Below are 16,880 nucleotides of genomic sequence, written 5' to 3'. Positions count from 1 at the left end.
ACGGCGAGACGGAGGGCCCTGTGAGCGTCTATTTTTCGAGCGCGAGTGGATCCCATGTGGGTATGGTCCGCGCTAACAACCAGGATTCCGGCTATTCGGGCCACAACATGTTTGTGGTTGCGGACGGCATGGGCGGTCACGCCGGCGGCGACGTAGCATCAGCCCTCACGATCAAGAACATCGTTGAACTCGACCACGAGTTTGACACCCCAGAGGAGGCGGCTGAGGCTTTCCGCAAGCGGCTCCTCAGCACCAACCGGCTTCTTTCGGAGACCGTCTACGAGCATCCCGAGTTGGCCGGAATGGGCACAACCGTCAGTGGCGTCATCGCCGTCGGCAACCAGCTGGCCCTCGCGCACATCGGCGACTCCCGGGTCTATCTGCTCCGGGACGGCGAATTCAGCCAGATCACGGCCGACCACACCTTCGTGCAGCGTCTCGTTGATAGCGGCCGCATCACCGAGGAAGAGGCCAAAACTCACCCCCGCCGCTCGGTCCTGATGCGTGTGCTCGGAGACGTTGACTCGTCCCCCGAGATTGATACCTCGGTGTTCACGACACTGCCGGGGGATGTCTGGCTCCTGTGTTCCGATGGCCTGAGTAGCTACGTCGAGAACGACGAATTACACAGCATCCTCACCAACCGCCACTCACTCGACAACGCGGTCGATAAGCTCATTGAGAAGAGCCTGGTGCACGGCGCACCGGACAACGTGACCGCCGTTCTGCTGGAGGCCCACACCGAACCACAGCCGCCCCTGGAGGCTCGGATGGTGGGCGCAGCTTCGATGCCCATCGCCTACGGCGAGCCCGAGGCCGATGCCTCCCACGGCGGCGGCTGGCTCCGCGGCGGACGGCGCGGCACCCCCGTTCCCGAAAGCCATTTCGAACCCCGCGGTGACGAATACCTGGACGAACTGATCGCCGAGGACCGCCGCCGGATACGCCAACGCCGCGTCTTCTGGCTGCTCGCCATCACCCTGGTGATCGCCGTGCTATCCAGCGCGGCCTTCCTCGGCTACCAGTGGACCCAGTCACGCTACTACGTGGGCACCAACGGCGGAACCGTCGTGATTTACCAGGGGATCCAGCAAGACCTGGGGCCAATCTCGCTGTCGTCGGTGTTTGAGGACACCGGCATCCCGGTCGATGAATTGGGCGCTTACGACAGGCGTCGGGTGGAGGCAACGATCAGCGCCGAGTCAATCGAGAACGCCCGCGAAATTGTGTTGCGCCTTGAGGACCTCAATGAGTAGCCCCGAACTGGTCGCCGATGATGCCCCCGCGGATGTATCTGTTGGTCGCATCCGCGGCGACCGTACCCCGCGCAAACTGCGCAACCTCGAACTGATCCTGCTACTCGCCGCGTGCGCGATTAACGGCGGTGCCATATACCTGGTGCAGCTCGCCGTCCTCGACACGATCGACCCCACCCCCTTCCTTCTCACCTCGATGCTCACGATTGCCGTGCTCGCGTTGCACATCACGGTACGTTCTGTGGCACCGGATGCCGACCCCATCATCATCCCCGTCGCCACCCTACTGAACGGTATGGGCATCGCCCAGATCTACCGCATCGACCTCATCGTCAAGTCGAGCGGCTGGGAGGCCACCGCCAACCGGCAGGTGGTCTGGACGGCCCTCGCCATTGTGCTCGCCATCCTCGTGCTACTCTTCATCCGCAACCATCGCGTACTGCTGCGCTACACCTACATCGCGGGTATCCTGGCCCTCGTTCTCTTGCTACTGCCCCTCGCCCCCATCATCGGCAAGGCCGATGGCGGCGCACAGGTGTGGATTAATCTGGGCATGTTCAGCTTCCAGCCCGGTGAGATCGCCAAGATTCTGCTGGCCATATTCTTTGCCGGTTACCTGGTACGTAATCGCGACTCACTCTCCATGGTGGGAAAAAAGTTCTTGTGGATGTCCTTCCCCCGCATCCGCGACCTCGGCCCCATCATGGTGTTCTGGCTTCTCGCCATGTCTGTTCTGGTGTTCCAGCGCGATCTGGGCACCTCGCTGCTCTATTTCGGCCTGTTTCTCGTGATGATCTACGTTGCCACCGGGCGCGCCAGCTGGGTTTTTATCGGCCTCGGCCTGTTCCTCACCGGTGCCGTCGTGGCAAGCCAGTCGCTTGACTACGTTAACTCGCGCTTCCGTAACTGGCTCACCCCGTTTGATCAGGCTATTTACGATGCGAAACGCAGCAGCTATCAGCTGGTGCAGGGTCTTTTCGGCCTGGCCCACGGCGGGATGTCCGGCACGGGTCTCGGCCAAGGACGGCCCAACATCACCCCCCTGCCACAGAGCGACTACATTGTGGGGAGTATCGGTGAAGAACTCGGTCTCGTCGGCATATTTGTGCTCCTCGCGCTCTACGCGATCCTGGTGGCCCGGGGCCTGCGTATCGGCTTCGCGGGCCGGGACGACTTCGGCAAGATGCTCGCAACGGGTCTGTCCTTTGCCCTCGCCCTCCAGGTTTTTATCGTCATTGGTGGGATCACCCGGGTGATCCCGCTCACGGGTCTTACCGCACCGTTCCTCGCGGCCGGTGGCTCCTCCCTGCTCTCAAACTGGATCATTGTGGCCTTGTTTTTACGTCTCTCCGACACCATCCGCAACCAACCTAAGCTGGTGATTGACGCGTGAATAAGCAGCTCAAGCGTGTCAGTATCCTCATCTTCCTGATGTTCGTGGCGCTCATGACCTCGACGAGCATCATCCAGGTATTCCAGGCGGATAACCTGGCCGCAGACCCCCGCAACAAGCGCACCCTCTACGACAGCTTCGACGTGGAGCGCGGTGCCATTCTCGTCAACGGGGTTCCCGTGGCGCAGTCGATGCCGACGGGAGACAACTACAAGTTCCAGCGCGAGTACCCGCAGGGCGATCTTTATGCCGCCGTGACCGGCTACTACACGATTGACCAGGGCACGACGGGCATCGAAAGCTCCATGAACTCCGAATTGAGCGGCACCTCCAGCTCGCAGTTCCTCGACAAGATCAACCGCATCGTCACGGGCCAGCCGCCGCAGGGTGCGTCGGTGGAGCTCACGCTCGACCCCGTGGTGCAGCAGGCGGCCCGGGATGCTCTGGGTACCCTCCAGGGCGCCGTCGTGGCGATGCGCCCCAAGACCGGCGAGATTCTCGCCATGGTGTCCACCCCCACATACGACCCCAACCTCATGACCAGCCACGACTCGGCCGAGGTCATTGCCAACTACAAGGCACTGCTGGCCGACCCCGCGAAACCCCTCGACAACCGAGCCATCACGGGCAGCCTCAACCCGCCCGGCTCCACATTTAAGCTTGTCGTCGCCGCAGCAGCCCTCGAATCGGGTAACTACACTCCCGAGTCCACGTTTGCCAACACCGGCGGGTATCAACTCCCCGGCAGTTCATCGGTCGTGCGCAACTCCTGGCGGGGCACGTGTGGCTCCGGGCCCACCACCACGCTGCTACTCGGCCTGACGATGTCGTGCAACACTCCCTTCGCCGAGTTGGCCGCCACGATGGGCAACACCGACCTACACGCCCAGGCCGAAAAGTTTGGGTTCGGTCAGGACCTCGGCATCCCCACCAAGGTCACCCCCAGTATTTTTCCCCGAACACAGGATTCCGCCCGCACCGCCCTCTCGGGCATTGGCCAGGCGGATGTCCGGGCCACACCCCTCCAGATGGCCATGGTCAGCGCAGCAATCGCCAACGACGGTAAGCTCATGAAGCCGCAGCTGGTGCAGCGAGTCGTCGCACCCAACCTCAGCACGATCAGCGAGTTTGAACCCGAGGTTTTCTCGGAGCCAATCAGCAGCGCGACGGCTGAGACCCTGACCGAAATGATGGTGAATGTGGTTTCGGCACCCAACGGTAGTGCACGAACTGCCACAATAGACGGTGTCAGGGTTGCCGGAAAGACGGGAACGGCGGAAAACGGCACGGTTGCACCATACACGCTGTGGTTTACCGGGTTTGCTCCCGCCGACGATCCCGAGGTTGTTGTCGCGGTCGTGGTAGAAGACGGCGGGGGACTAGGACAAAACGGCACCTCTGAAGGAATTGCCGCACCAATTGGAAAGAAAGTTATAGAGGCGGTGCTGAACCAATGAGACCAACAGCAGGACTAACATTCGGTGGACGTTACGAGCTCATCTCCCGAGTTGCCATCGGTGGCATGGGTGAGGTGTGGAAAGCCACCGACCGCATCATTGGACGCACGGTTGCCATCAAGATCCTTAAAGACGAGTACATGGGCGATCCGGGATTCCTGGAGCGCTTCCGCGCCGAGGCCCGCCACGCCGCCCTGGTCAACAATGAGGGCATCGCCAACGTCTTTGACTACGGCGAGGAGCAGGGTTCCGCCTACATTGTGATGGAGCTGGTTCCCGGTGAGCCGCTATCAACCATCATCGAACGCGAGGGGGTCCTCCCCACTGATCGGGTCCTGGGCATCGTGGCGCAGACCGCCAGTGCGCTGCACGCGGCGCACGAGGCTGGCCTGGTGCACCGCGATATTAAGCCGGGAAATCTGCTCATCACGCCCGAGGGTCGCGTAAAAATTACCGACTTCGGCATCGCCCGGATCGCCGACCAGGTGCCGCTCACGGCTACCGGTCAGGTGATGGGCACCGTGCAGTACCTCGCACCGGAGCAGGCCAGCGGCCACACCGCCACCGCCGCCACCGATGTCTACTCACTCGGGATTGTGGCCTACGAGTGCCTCGCCGGTAAACGCCCATTCACGGGTGAATCGCAGGTCGCCATCGCGATGGCTCAGATCAACGAAACACCGCCCGAGCTACCGGAGACCGTGAGCGAGCCCGTGCGCAACCTCGTCTTCGCCTGCCTCGCCAAAGACCCGAAGGAACGTCCCGCGAGCGCCATGAAGCTCGCCCAGGCGGCAGCGGCCCTGCATCGCGGGGATATCCGTGCGGCAGCCCTGTCTGTTCCCGCCATCATCAGCGGCGACGTATCCGGTGAGGATGACGCCACGCGCCTCCTCACCTCACTCAGCGATACCGCCGCCGAGGACGCCACCACCGTGTTGTCCACTGCCAGCCTGGCTGGCCTGGATGATGACGAGGAGGGCGACCCGGATGCCCTCGACGACGAGAAGAAACGCAGCCGCTGGACCTGGCCGCTCGTGGCACTCATCGCTATCCTGCTCATCGTTGTGGTGGGCACCGTCTGGGCGATCAACTCGGGCAACAAAGAGGACACCCCCGCCAGCACCACACCAACATCGTCATCTCCCTCTTCGCCACCACCCACCACGGAGGAAACCTCGGAGCCCCCTGCCGAAACCGGTGCGCCGATTAACGGCTCCGATTGGGAGGGCAAGTCTGAGGCTGATGCGCGCGCTGGTCTGGGCGCGCTGGGTTTCAATTCCATCGTGTCCGCCCCGGGAGATGTCGCCCCCTCGGATGCCGCCGTCGGCACCGTTCAGTCCATCAACCCCACCGGGGCAAACGTTCCGTTCGACCGCGAGATCACCCTCACGGTGTACACGGCACCCTCGGCACCCTCGGCACCCTCAAGCGCCCCGTTCATCTCGGCTAACCAGGATCCGAGTATCGACCCGGCGACCAACACCGTTCCCGCCGACACCGAGTTCGAGATCCAGTGGAGCGACGCCTCCAGCAGCTGCCCCGCTGGCACAACCGTGCAGTCCTATACCGTGTCGGTGGATGGTGGCGCCTCGATTATCCGCCAGCCCAATGCGGCCACAAGTGCACGCATCCGGTCGGGAAGCAGCAACTTCTCGATCTCGTACACAGTCTCGTGTGGTTCGGGAACCATCTCGCCGCAACAATCGCCCGCATCTCCCACGCTGGCCGTGTCGATTGCGAGCGATACCAGCCTCGGTTAGATCGGAAACTCAGCTTTCCGTGACATCCCACGCCCTAGAATAAAGCAGCAATACAGCAGTTCATCCCAGAGAGGCCTTTAGTGACCGACCCACAACGAATCCTTGCGGGGCGCTACCTGGTTGGCGATCTCATCGGCCAGGGTGGTATGTCAACCGTTTTCCGCGGCACCGACACGAAGCTGGGGCGACCCGTTGCCGTGAAGATTTTGAAGGCGTCCCTCGCCAACGACTCAACATTCCGGGAGCGGTTCCGTCAGGAGGCGCAATCGGCCTCGCGGATGGCGCACCCCACTATCGTGCGGGTCTTCGACGCGGGTGAAGAGCTCATGCAGACGGCAGACGGCACGCAATTGCAGTTGCCCTTCATCGTGATGGAGTACGTCGAGGGCCAGAATCTCAAGGAGATTCTGGCTCCGGGGCCGCTCGCGGGCGAGGAAGCGTGCCGCATCATGGAGAGCGTCCTCACCGCGCTCGAATACTCACACCGCGCTGGTGTGGTGCACCGTGACATCAAACCCGCCAACATCATGATTACCTCGGCCGGGCAAATCAAGGTCATGGACTTCGGGATCGCCCGCGCCATTTCAGATACCTCGTCAACCGTTGCCCAGACCACCGCCATCCTCGGCACGGCCGCCTACTTCTCTCCGGAGCAGGCTAAGGGCGAGACCGTAGATGCCCGTACCGACCTCTACTCTGCGGGCATTGTGCTCTACGAGATGCTCACCGGCAAGGTCCCGTTTACGGGAGACACGGCCGTCGCTGTCGCCTACCAGCACGTCAGCGAACCAGCCACCCCGCCGAGTGACCGGAATCCCGAGGTGAGCGCCCCCCTAGACAAAATCGTGATGCGCGCCATGGCAAAGGATCGCGCCAAGCGGTTCCAGACCGCCGCGGAGTTTCGCGAGTTTGTGAAGGTTGCCGCGAGCGGCAAGATGCCCGTCTTCCGCACCGAGGAAAACGTCGAGGATTCTCTGTTCAGTTCCTCCGGCGGCAGCCAGCTTTCCGAGTCGGAATTGGCCCTCAAGCAGCTCGCCGACAACACCTCCGTCGTGCGCACCCAGAGCCGCCCGCCCGTCATGTGGATCTGGGGCACTATCCTCAGCATCGGTGTCATCGTCATCGCCGTGATCTTCTGGCTTCTTTTCACCCTGGTACCGGCAAACATTGTGCCCGAGACGACACGCATCATCCCCGACCTTGTCGGGCAGACCCAGGAGGAAGCCACCGACGCACTCAACGAGCTCGACCTGGTGGCCCAGCCCCTGAACGAGGAGAGCAGCGAGGTGGAGGCTGGCACCGTCATCCGTACCGACCCCGCCACCGGGGCCAAAGTCTCACCCGAGACGGTCATCAACGTGTACATATCGGTGGGCCCGTCGAGTGTTGTGATTCCGAACTTCCAGAACATGACGGTGGAGGCGGCCTCGGCCGCACTGACAAAACTGGGGCTCACGGTGGGCACCATCGACCAGGTTGACGATGCCACGGTACCCAAGGGTGCCGTAATTGATGGAACCCCCACTGTGGGCACCTCCGTCCCCGGCGGAAGCACGGTTGATCTCAAGGTGTCCAACGGCAAGGTGTCGGTGCCGGATGTGGTGGGCCAGAGTATGACCGTGGCCCGCGATATCCTCTCCGACCTCCAGCTGGATGTAAAACTCACGCCCAATAATCAGTGCCCCACCGAGAGCGGCTCACCCGTGGTGTCGCAGTCGATTGCCGGCTCCCAGCCACAGGGAAGCACCGTCGAGATCGGCTACTGCAGCGGGTAGGAGCGAGTTAACGTGTGGGGGCCCCGGCAGTGCCGGGGCCCCCACACGTTAATCCTGTACTCGCGCTGTGGCTCAGTTCGGGGCCGCAGACGGAACGGGAACCGCGCCCAGTAGCGGAGAGAGGGTGGCGGCAGTGGCGGGAGCCTCGGCCAGGCCCGCGCGCGCCAACCAGTTACCCAGCATGGCGTAGCCGCCCTCCGTGAGCACCGATTCGGGGTGAAACTGAACACCATAAATCTCGGCCTCCCGGTGTCGGAGCCCCATAATAACCCCGGATGCCGTACGTGAGTTCACGACCAGCTGCTCCGGAACGGTGTCGCTCACCACCGCGAGCGAGTGATACCGTGTGGCATTAAAGGGTGTACTCACCCCGCGGTAGAAGTCGCTCTCGTCATGCTCAACGCGCGACACTTTCCCGTGCATCAGTTCTTCGGCATAGGTGACGGTTGCCCCAAAAGCCTCGGCGATAGCCTGATGCCCCAGGCACACACCCAGCAGCGGGGTCCCCGTGCTCAACGCGGCGTGCACCATGCCAATCGAGACCCCCGCATCTGCGGGCTTGCCGGGCCCGGGGGAGAGGAGTACACCGTCATACCCGTCAAGGACGGCCACAGCGTCCGCCTCGGTGATGGTGTTGTTGCGTACCACGTCGGTCTCGGCGCCCAGCTCCTGCAGATAACCGTTGAGCGTGTAGACGAAGCTATCGAAGTTGTCGATGACCAGGATGCGCGTCACTCGCCACTACCCACCGTCGAGCCGGGCTCGGGCAGCATCGTCGCCACCCACGGGTACGCATAGAAAAACAGCCCGTACACAATCGCGGCCACGATGAGGAGCGACTCAACGACCTTGAGCCAGGCGGGGCCGGGCAGAATACGCCAGATCAGTCCGTACATATTTTAGGCCTTCACATTCGGGTTGAGTTCAACAAGTTCGGCGGGCGGGCCGTCCTGCAGAGCTTGCCAGTTATCAAAGACGGCGTAGCCAATCGCCCGCTCATCACTACCGGCCAGTTTGGGGTGGCAGGTGGTCATGGTGAGGATGCGGTCGGTGCCGGGGGTGCCCTCCAGCCGGGGAAACGGGTTGAGCACATCCGTCTGGGTGGGCTGCACATACTCCAGGTCGCGGAAGCGGTAGGTGTACCACCCCGCGGGGGTCTGGATAAAGATGGGGTCACCGATGCGGAGGTTCATGATCTCGCGGAAGGGCGTGGGCACCCAGCCGGAGCGGTGGGCTGCCATCGCAAAGTTGCCGATCTCACCGGGCTGCTGACTCAACTCGTAGTGGCCAGTGCCCAGGGTGCGCTTGTTTAACACGGTGCGCAGGTCGGTGGTCTCGCCGATTGCCGAGGAGAAGTCAGCGCCAAACGCCGGAACGTAGATCACGCCCAGGGGTTCGCCTGCGGCAACCGCACCGGGAATGGGGATATCGCCATCCGTCATGGTGGGGGCCGGCTGGCCCTCCGCATCCTTCTGCCACTTGTCGCTCCACACCTGTGCCGAGCTGCGCTGCTCGCTGGCAACCACTGTGGACGACCAGAGGGGCTGCCACACAATAAAGCCGAGCACCAGGACGCCCGCAGTGAGCAGCAACTCGCCAAGCACGGTTGTGACCGACAGTTTACGGCGACGGCTGCGACCCTCGGGTTGGCGGCGGGCTCGGTATCGGGGGTCGTCAGCACCCTCGTGGGGATCGAATGACGACACGTCTGAGCGCGCGGAAGGAACCTGGGACATAGGCATTATTCTAATCCGCCAGGGCTGGATGCCCGGTGAGTTAATTTATTGGCTAAACTCTTACGCATGGCAGCATCCAAAGAGGTCAGTAAAAAGAAGTCCGGCATCGATAAGCGGCGGGCGCCTCAGACTACCCGTCCCGACGAGCAGGCCCCCAACCCGGTGTGGTTCAAGCCCGTCATGTTTGGGTTCATGCTACTCGGCCTGATCTGGATCATCGTATATTACGTGGGTGGCAGCCTTCAGCTTCCCGTCCCTGCTCTTCAGCAGGGCAATATATTTGTCGGCTTTGGGATCATGTTCATCGGGTTCCTCATGACTACCCGTTGGCGCTAGCACCCGTATTCCGGGAATTTTCATCCACACGTTCTCCATAGACCGGATGAACTACACCGGTGTAGTTCTCCCCAACTGGGGATAAGCCTGTGGATAACCTGACCGAAAAACTGCGACGTGGGGCCTCCATCACACACGGTGATGGAGGCCCCACCTGCATATCGGGTTCCCGGAGAAGCGCTCTTCCTAGGACCAGAAGGTGGTGTAGGGCACCACAAAGTAGGCGCAGCTCAGCACGATCAGGGCGGCCGCCCACGCGGCGACAAGCCCCACCCGGAGCCATTTCTGCTGGGGCTTGCGTGCGTACATATATATCGCAGCAACCACGAGCCCACCAATGAGCCCGCCCACGTGGGCCTGCCAGGCGATGTTCATACCGGGCAGGAAGGTAATCACAAAGTTGATCCCGAGCAGCACCAGCAACTGCCGGGTTTGCCCGCCGCCCGTGCGCTGAATCACCAGGAAGGCTCCGAGTAGACCAAAGATGGCACCGGATGCGCCCACCACCGGGGTGAGCAGGTAGTCCTGCGAGAGATAACCCGAGAGCAGCACCATCACCGAGCCGGCGAAGCCGGAGACCAGGTACAGCGCCAGAAAACGCCACCGACCCAAAAAGAGTTCCAGTGTGCGGCCAAAGATCCACAGCGAGTACATATTGAGCAGGATGTGGAAGATAAAGCCGGGCGAGTGGGCGAACATTGAGGTGACCATCCGCCAGGGCTCAAACTGGCCGGGAATGCCGTAGGCCGGGGCGTACCAGATGGCCTGCGTGACAAACGGCTGAATAAGCCACTGCAGGGCGAAGACCGCCACGCAGATGCCAATAATCCAGTAGGTCACAAGGGGTTTGTCGTTCTGAGTGACGGCCCGGAGGCGCCGACCCAGGGGCCGACGGGTAGCCTGCTGTCCCTGCCGGAGGCAGTCGGGGCAGATCACACCCACCGGCGCCTGGGTCTGGCAATCGGTACAAATCGTGCGGCCGCACCGCTGACAGAGAATAAAACTCTGGCGATCAGGATGCCGATAGCAGGTATCGGATGATCGACCCGTTGCCTTTTCCCCGTATGTCGGTGCCACTGCGAGTGAGCCTAAACGACCGTGATGGCGACGCTGTTGATGACAACATCCTCAACGGGACGGTCGTTGGCACCGGTCTTGACCGCGGCAATGGCGTCCACGACGGCGCGCGACCCATCGTCTGCAACCTCACCGAAGATGCTGTGCTTACCCATGAGCCAGTCAGTGTTGCCCACGGTCACGAAGAACTGTGAGCCGTTGGTTCCGGAGAGCTTGCCAAAGCTGTCGGGCCGCTTCCCCGAGTTGGCCATGGCCAGCATGTAGGGGGCGTTGAAGTTCAGTTCGGAGTTGATCTCATCGTCGAAGGTATAGCCGGGGCCACCCGTTCCGGTACCGGTCGGGTCACCGCCCTGAATCATGAAGCCGGGAATAATACGGTGAAAGATCACGCCGTTGTAGAAGTTTTTCTCGGCGAGATCGGTGAAGTTTTTCACCGTCTTGGGGGCGTGGTCACCAAAGAGGTTGATCGTGATGGGGCCGTGGTTAGTGTCAAGTGTCGCAACTGCGGTATGTAGAGCCATGCGCACGATTCTACTGCTCAGTTCTCACAATTTTTCGGCCATCACACACCTGGCGATCACCTGTCAGCGAACAGACCCGGATGTCATCCCATAACGATTCGGTGTAGCGTTGGACCATACTGGCGTCGTCGCCGACTAGAAGCGGAGGAACCCACTGTGTCGCTCTCACGCAAGCGCAAACGCGAACTCAAGAAACTCAAGTCCTATGCAGAGGACGTCCTGCATGACCAGAAGATTGTTCTGGACCGTGCAAAGGATGTCCTGCTTGAGGCTGGCGTCCAAGCCAAGCACCTGTCGGACGAGTACGTTGCCCCACGGGTGAACGATGCCTGCGAGAATGTGCGCCCCACGGTTGAGCGGGGGATTCGCTCCGCTAAACAGGCCGCCAACAGTGTGCGCCGCACCGCGGCTCCGGCCGTGACGGCAGCGCTCATCACAGCAGTCAATGCCCTGGATGCCGCCGACAATCCCGGTGCCCGCAGGGCATCGGAGAGCATCGTGCGCCTGGGCACGAAGACCGGCTTCCCGGTGAAGCAGCAGAAGAAGAAGAAGCGCTCAGCGGGCGGTGTCATCGCTCTTATCCTGGGTGCCGTCGCTGCCGTCGGTGTTGCTGCCGCCCTGTGGCAGACCTTCCGGGCCGATGACGAGCTGTGGATTGCCGCCGAAGACGCGGAGTAGTCAACAAACCATCCGCACGCAGAGCTTGTTAACAGTGGAGACCCACCCTGGAGGGTGGGTCTCCACTGTTAACCGCGACTGTTAACCGCGGAGAAAAAGAGGGAGAGCTACGCCGCGCGCTCGGGGGAGATCAGCAACCGCGGACATCCACCACCCTCTTGTACGGGGGCGAGTAACACGTCATCCGTGAAGGAGCGTGACGTACCGCCACTGCGTAATTGCAGGTTGTCGGCGGTGATGGCGCGCGCAACGTGGCCTGTCAACTGGAAAACCAGGAGGACGCTGTCCGGCGCGACGAGAGTCTCCGCGACGACGGGTTCACCAACCTCTCGATTAATATCGGTGGCGGTGGCACCATCCTCAAAGATTGAGACACGATCCCATTCCCACTCCGTCATGGTGGTGAGGGGAAATGAATCGGGCGAACCGCACATTTCCTGCACCCGGGCGGCAAAAGCCTCATCAACGGAAACCGTCGGGGTAGAGGTGGGGGCGGGGGTCTCCGGCGCGGCGCACCCCGAAAGCACCAGGGGGAGCGCCAGAAGCGCAGCGCAAAGGCCATTCACGCGGATCTTGAGAGATGTTGTCACCGCGCTCACCGCCCCGCCATGACGCGGCCGGTGCGGAGCGCGCAGGCAACATCTGGCCGGTTGAGTCCCTCAGCATCGCGCGCGGCCGCCTCCCAGTCGTAGTGCACGGTATAGAAGGCAGCCTCCCACTGGCCGCTTGTATCCTCCACAATCGCGTAGCGGGCACCGGGAGACCCGGCCTCCATCACGTGCGGAAATGGCTCATCATCGTCGTACGCCGGCCAGCCAACGCTGCCGGGGTTGACCACGAGCGTTCCACTGTCGAGCCGGAGGGAACGTGGGATATGGGTGTGACCGCACAGCATAAGGCCCCACCCGGAGGACCATTCGCCGAGCCGCTCCACCACCTCGTCGGCCGTGGCCGCCCGCGCACCGTCGGTATCCACCGATTCGAGCAGGTAGGTGGCATCGTCGTTCGGCGTGCCGTGAAACATGAGCACCCCGGGGGCTGGCTCACACGCGAGGGGCAGTGATGCGAACCATCTCAGGTGCTCGGCGGTCATGGTGTCACGAGCCCGACCATCCGACAGGCCCATCAGCTCACGAGGAATCGTGAGCACCTGATGCTCGTGGTTACCGCGCACGGTGGGCAGGGCCAGGGGGATGAGACGATCGGCCGTCTCCGCCGGGTGCAAGCCACCCGAGAGCAGGTCGCCCAGGTTGACGGTGAGATCCACGGATCGCGACGCGCTATCGGCCAACACCGCATCGAGCGCACGAAGGTTGCCGTGTATATCGGATACAACTGCGATTCTCATGGCGCCACTTTACGGGTCAAACCTACCCGCCAACCGTGAATATCTGACAACGGTGGATAAAAGCGGGCGGAGAATGCCCCGTGAGGGAGGAAGCTGCGGGAGTCACAGGGGAAGCGCCAGCACAATCCCCAGTGCCGCAGATCGTAACCTCGGCGCGATGAGGTAGTGGTGGGACGGGTCTCGGCCCTGCCCGCTACCCCCAATACAACGAAACCCGCCACGGGGGCGGGTTTCGTTGTGTGCTGTGGAGCCTGGGAGAATCGAACTCCCGACATCCTGCTTGCAAAGCAGGCGCTCTACCAACTGAGCTAAGGCCCCGTACTACGGGAGAGATATTTATCATATCTCAGTGGGGCTACCAGGACTTGAACCTGGGACCTCTTCATTATCAGTGAAGCGCTCTAACCACCTGAGCTATAGCCCCGTTTGACCAAGAAGAAACATTACCGGATATTGAGCCAAACTCCCAATCGAGAGTGAGAAAAAATACTGAACCCGGAGATTTCCGCTCGAAAAACCCGTTAGTTACTCGTGAAACCGAGCTGAAATCCGCCCGTCACCTTCACGATGAGGTTGTAAATCACGGCCGAAATCGCACCGAGTGCGGTGCCGATAATCACGTTGAGCACGGCCACAACAATCGCAAAACCCATCACCTGCTGGATACCCAGGATGTTCATGAGATTGAGGTCGTCGCCGGTGACAATATCCATAAACAGCTTGTTGATGCGCTCGAAGATGCCCGTCTGGTTGAGCACCATGTACACCAGGAAGGTGGCCACAATGAGCACGATGGCGGTGCTGAGCGACAGCAGGAACGAAAACTTCACCGCAGACCAGAAGTCAACGTAGACCAGCTTGAGCCGCACCTGCTTGGCTGGCGTCTTCTTACGAGACTTACTCGCCAGCTTGTCAGCGACACTATTGCTCATCGGTTGCGTCCTTCTCTCGTGCGTCCGTCACCGGCTGACCATCGACCTCGTCGATCTCATCCGATTCAAGATTGCGTTCTGAATTTCGTGCGATACCGATGATACGGTCGCCGTCTGGGAATCGTGCGAAGACAACTCCCATGGTGTTGCGTCCCTTTGCGGGAACCTCCGCCACAGCGGAACGCACAACTTTACCACTCGCCAACACCACCAGGACCTCATCAGCCTCGTCCACGATCAACCCACCAACGAGATCACCGCGGTTCTCGTCGAGCTTAGCCACCTTGACGCCGAAACCACCACGGTTCTGTACACGGTACTCGTCCACCCTGGTCCGCTTGGCATAGCCGCCCTCGGTGACAACAAAGACAAAGCCGTCGTCGGAGACAAGGCCGGCATCCAGCAGATGATCTCCCTCACGGAAGCCCATACCGCGCACGCCGCTCGTGGAGCGGCCCATCGGACGCAGGGCGGTGTCATTAGCCGTGAAACGGATCGACATCCCTTTACGGGAAACCAGCAGGATATCGTCATCCTCGTTAGCGAGTAGGGCAGAGACAAGCTCATCGCCCTCCCGCAGCTTGATCGCAATGATGCCGCCGGTACGGTTGGTGTCGTACTCGGTCAACGCGGTCTTCTTGACCAAGCCCTCCTTCGTGGCCAGCAGCAGGTACTGCGCGGCCTCATAGGTGGGGATGTCAAGAATCTGTGTGATCTGCTCGTCAGGCTGCAGCGCGAGCAGATTGGCCACGTGCTGACCCTTTGCGTCTCGACCACCCTCGGGAACCTCGTAGGTCTTAGCCCGATAGACCCGACCCTGGTTAGTGAAGAACAGGAGCCAGTGGTGTGTGGTCGTCACGAAGAAGTGCTCCACGATGTCGTCGGCGCGCAGTTGGGCACCCTTTACGCCCTTACCACCACGGTGCTGACTGCGGTAGTTATCGCTGCGTGTGCGCTTGACGTAGCCACCGCGGGTAACCGTCACCACCATCTCCTCCTCGGGGATGAGGTCCTCGATCGACATATCACCGCCGTAGCCCATCATGATCTCGGTGCGGCGATCATCGCCAAACCGATCAACGATCTCGGTGAGTTCCTCACTCACAATCTCGCGCTGGCGCGTGGGCGTGGCCAGGATGTGGTTGTACTCGGCGATCTTGACGGAGAGCTCATCGGCCTCCTCCATGATCTTCTGGCGTTCGAGGGCGGCCAAGCGGCGCAGCTGGAGGTCGAGGATGGCGCGAGCCTGCAACTCGTCAACCTTCAGCAGGTCCATCAGGCCGTCACGAGCCTCCTCGACAGTGGGGGAGCGACGGATGAGCGCAATCACCTCGTCGAGCGCGTCGAGCGCCTTGAGGTAGGCGCGCAGGATGTGCATCCGCTCCTCCGCCTTGCGCAGACGGAACTGGGTGCGGCGCACGATCACCTCAATCTGGTGTGCCACCCAGTGCGTAATAAAACCGTCAACCGGGAGCGTGCGGGGCACACCATCCACAATCGCGAGCATATTGGCACCAAAGTTGTCCTGGAGCTGCGTGTGCTTGTAGAGGTTATTGAGCACCACCTTGGCCACGGCGTCGCGCTTGAGCACGATCACCAGGCGCTGACCGGTGCGACCGCTCGTCTCGTCCCGGATGTCGGCGATACCGCCGATCTTGCCATCCTTCACGAGGTCAGCGATCTTGATGGCCAAGTTGTCGGGATTCACCTGGTAGGGAAGTTCGGTGACCACCAGGCAGGTGCGGCCCTGCAGCTCTTCCACACTGACAACCGCGCGCATGGTGATCGAGCCGCGACCGGTAGTGTAGGCGTCCCTGATGCCCTGGGTGCCCAGGATCTGAGCTCCGGTCGGGAAGTCTGGGCCCTTAATGCGTTCCATCAGCGCGACAAGCAGCTCCTCGCGGGTGGCCTCGGGATGCTCCAGGTGCCACAGCGCACCCTGGGACACCTCGCGCAGGTTGTGCGGTGGGATATTGGTGGCCATACCCACCGCAATACCCACCGATCCGTTGACCAAGAGGTTTGGGAACCGGCTCGGAAGAACCGCGGGCTCCTGGGTGCGACCGTCGTAGTTGTCCTGAAAATCGACGGTTTCCTCGTCGATATCGCGCACCATCTCCAGCGCGAGCGGGGCCATCTTGGTCTCGGTATACCGCGGCGCCGCGGCACCGTCGTTACCGGGGGAGCCAAAGTTTCCCTGGCCGAGCGCGAGCGGGTAGCGCAAACTCCACGGCTGCACCAGACGAACGAGCGCATCGTAGATTGCGCTGTCGCCGTGCGGGTGGAACTGGCCCATCACATCCCCCACCACGCGTGCGCACTTAGAGAAGGCCCGATCGGGTCGGTAGCCGCCGTCGTACATCGCGTAGATCACGCGGCGGTGCACGGGCTTGAGCCCATCGCGCACCTCGGGCAGCGCCCGACCCACGATCACGCTCATCGCGTAGTCGAGGTAGCTGCGCTGCATTTCCAGCTGCAGATCTACCTTGTCAATTTTGCCGTGGTCGTGTGCTGTGATCTCTTCTGCCATGTCTCTTCTCACTCGCTGTGTCGAGTCGCGCTGCTCGCTATCTGTATTCGGGATGCCCGGTGCGGCTCCGTGGGACACTCA

The 16,880-nt window shown here is 61.8% G+C and carries 16 protein-coding genes and 2 tRNA genes; 7 read left to right on the top strand and 11 right to left on the bottom strand.

The annotated features are described in order from the left end of the window. Window positions 1-20 precede the first annotated feature (20 nt). The 5 genes from FB466_RS05665 (at window position 21) to pknB (ending at window position 7,641) form a co-directional block, all read left to right on the top strand. On the top strand, window positions 21-1,256 hold the full coding sequence (locus tag FB466_RS05665) for a Stp1/IreP family PP2C-type Ser/Thr phosphatase (protein WP_246054532.1): 1,236 nt from the start codon (window positions 21-23) through the stop codon (window positions 1,254-1,256). Then, window positions 1,249-2,649, top strand: a complete 1,401-nt coding sequence (locus FB466_RS05660) for an FtsW/RodA/SpoVE family cell cycle protein (RefSeq protein ID WP_141916546.1) — start codon at window positions 1,249-1,251, stop codon at window positions 2,647-2,649. The genes FB466_RS05665 and FB466_RS05660 overlap by 8 nt, the downstream gene beginning before the upstream one ends. Then, window positions 2,646-4,106, top strand: coding sequence for a peptidoglycan D,D-transpeptidase FtsI family protein (locus FB466_RS05655; RefSeq protein WP_141916544.1), 1,461 nt, complete (start codon window positions 2,646-2,648; stop codon window positions 4,104-4,106). Before FB466_RS05660 ends, FB466_RS05655 begins: the two co-directional genes overlap by 4 nt. Then, a complete protein-coding gene (locus FB466_RS05650) occupies window positions 4,103-5,866 on the top strand; it encodes a protein kinase domain-containing protein (protein WP_141916542.1) in 1,764 nt (587 codons plus the stop codon). Before FB466_RS05655 ends, FB466_RS05650 begins: the two co-directional genes overlap by 4 nt. A gap of 80 nt (window positions 5,867-5,946) precedes the next feature. Then, complete coding sequence (gene pknB, locus FB466_RS05645; RefSeq protein ID WP_141916541.1) at window positions 5,947-7,641, top strand: Stk1 family PASTA domain-containing Ser/Thr kinase; 1,695 nt, start codon at window positions 5,947-5,949, stop codon at window positions 7,639-7,641. A 72-nt stretch (window positions 7,642-7,713) separates the two neighbouring features. Here the strand turns inward: pknB and FB466_RS05640 are convergent, their stop codons facing one another. From FB466_RS05640 to FB466_RS05635, 3 genes are read right to left on the bottom strand one after another with little or no spacing between them, the layout of a single operon-like run. Then, the gene (locus FB466_RS05640) at window positions 7,714-8,376 is read right to left on the bottom strand and encodes an anthranilate synthase component II (RefSeq protein ID WP_141916539.1); all 663 of its coding nucleotides are present in this window, start codon (window positions 8,374-8,376) and stop codon (window positions 7,714-7,716) included. Continuing rightward, the gene (locus tag FB466_RS13460; RefSeq protein WP_170206039.1) at window positions 8,373-8,537 is read right to left on the bottom strand and encodes a hypothetical protein; all 165 of its coding nucleotides are present in this window, start codon (window positions 8,535-8,537) and stop codon (window positions 8,373-8,375) included. Before FB466_RS13460 ends, FB466_RS05640 begins: the two co-directional genes overlap by 4 nt. 3 nt (window positions 8,538-8,540) lie before the next feature. Further along, window positions 8,541-9,377, bottom strand: a complete 837-nt coding sequence (locus FB466_RS05635) for a class E sortase (protein ID WP_141916538.1) — start codon at window positions 9,375-9,377, stop codon at window positions 8,541-8,543. 66 nt (window positions 9,378-9,443) lie between these two features. Between FB466_RS05635 and FB466_RS05630 the strand changes: the two genes are divergently transcribed. Continuing rightward, window positions 9,444-9,713 (top strand): cell division protein CrgA, encoded by a 270-nt coding sequence (locus FB466_RS05630; protein WP_141916536.1) that lies wholly within the window; start codon window positions 9,444-9,446, stop codon window positions 9,711-9,713. Window positions 9,714-9,899: 186 nt separating this feature from the next. On the opposite strand, the gene FB466_RS05625 is transcribed toward FB466_RS05630, so the two are convergent. Beyond that, complete coding sequence (locus tag FB466_RS05625) at window positions 9,900-10,553, bottom strand: rhomboid family intramembrane serine protease (protein WP_342777446.1); 654 nt, start codon at window positions 10,551-10,553, stop codon at window positions 9,900-9,902. Between the two features lie 248 nt (window positions 10,554-10,801). Continuing rightward, window positions 10,802-11,311 (bottom strand): peptidylprolyl isomerase, encoded by a 510-nt coding sequence (locus tag FB466_RS05620; RefSeq protein ID WP_141916533.1) that lies wholly within the window; start codon window positions 11,309-11,311, stop codon window positions 10,802-10,804. 156 nt (window positions 11,312-11,467) lie between these two features. Here FB466_RS05620 and FB466_RS05615 point away from each other — a divergent pair, with 156 nt between their 5' ends. Then, window positions 11,468-11,989, top strand: coding sequence for a DNA/RNA helicase (locus FB466_RS05615; RefSeq protein ID WP_141916531.1), 522 nt, complete (start codon window positions 11,468-11,470; stop codon window positions 11,987-11,989). A 107-nt stretch (window positions 11,990-12,096) separates the two neighbouring features. Here FB466_RS05615 and FB466_RS05610 read toward each other — a convergent pair whose 3' ends face one another. The 6 genes from FB466_RS05610 to gyrA all read right to left on the bottom strand — a co-directional run bounded on the left by FB466_RS05610 (window position 12,097) and on the right by gyrA (window position 16,799). Beyond that, window positions 12,097-12,579: a hypothetical protein gene (locus FB466_RS05610; protein WP_141916530.1), complete on the bottom strand. Its 483-nt coding sequence runs from the start codon at window positions 12,577-12,579 to the stop codon at window positions 12,097-12,099. A gap of 5 nt (window positions 12,580-12,584) precedes the next feature. Further along, window positions 12,585-13,337 (bottom strand): metallophosphoesterase family protein, encoded by a 753-nt coding sequence (locus tag FB466_RS05605; protein WP_141916528.1) that lies wholly within the window; start codon window positions 13,335-13,337, stop codon window positions 12,585-12,587. A 245-nt stretch (window positions 13,338-13,582) separates the two neighbouring features. After that, a tRNA-Ala gene (locus tag FB466_RS05600) sits at window positions 13,583-13,655 on the bottom strand. A gap of 32 nt (window positions 13,656-13,687) precedes the next feature. After that, window positions 13,688-13,761: transfer RNA gene (locus tag FB466_RS05595), tRNA-Ile, on the bottom strand. 97 nt (window positions 13,762-13,858) lie between these two features. After that, window positions 13,859-14,269 carry a DUF3566 domain-containing protein gene (locus tag FB466_RS05590; protein WP_141916526.1) on the bottom strand — a complete coding sequence of 137 codons (411 nt, stop codon included), beginning with the start codon at window positions 14,267-14,269 and terminating at the stop codon, window positions 13,859-13,861. Further along, window positions 14,259-16,799, bottom strand: a complete 2,541-nt coding sequence (gene gyrA, locus FB466_RS05585) for a DNA gyrase subunit A (RefSeq protein WP_141916525.1) — start codon at window positions 16,797-16,799, stop codon at window positions 14,259-14,261. The genes FB466_RS05590 and gyrA overlap by 11 nt, the downstream gene beginning before the upstream one ends. Window positions 16,800-16,880: the final 81 nt, after the last annotated feature.

The sequence above is a fragment of the Klugiella xanthotipulae genome, assembly GCF_006716695.1.
Classification (GTDB): Bacteria; Actinomycetota; Actinomycetes; order Actinomycetales; family Microbacteriaceae; genus Klugiella; species Klugiella xanthotipulae.
This window is presented reverse-complemented; position numbering and strand designations above follow the sequence as displayed.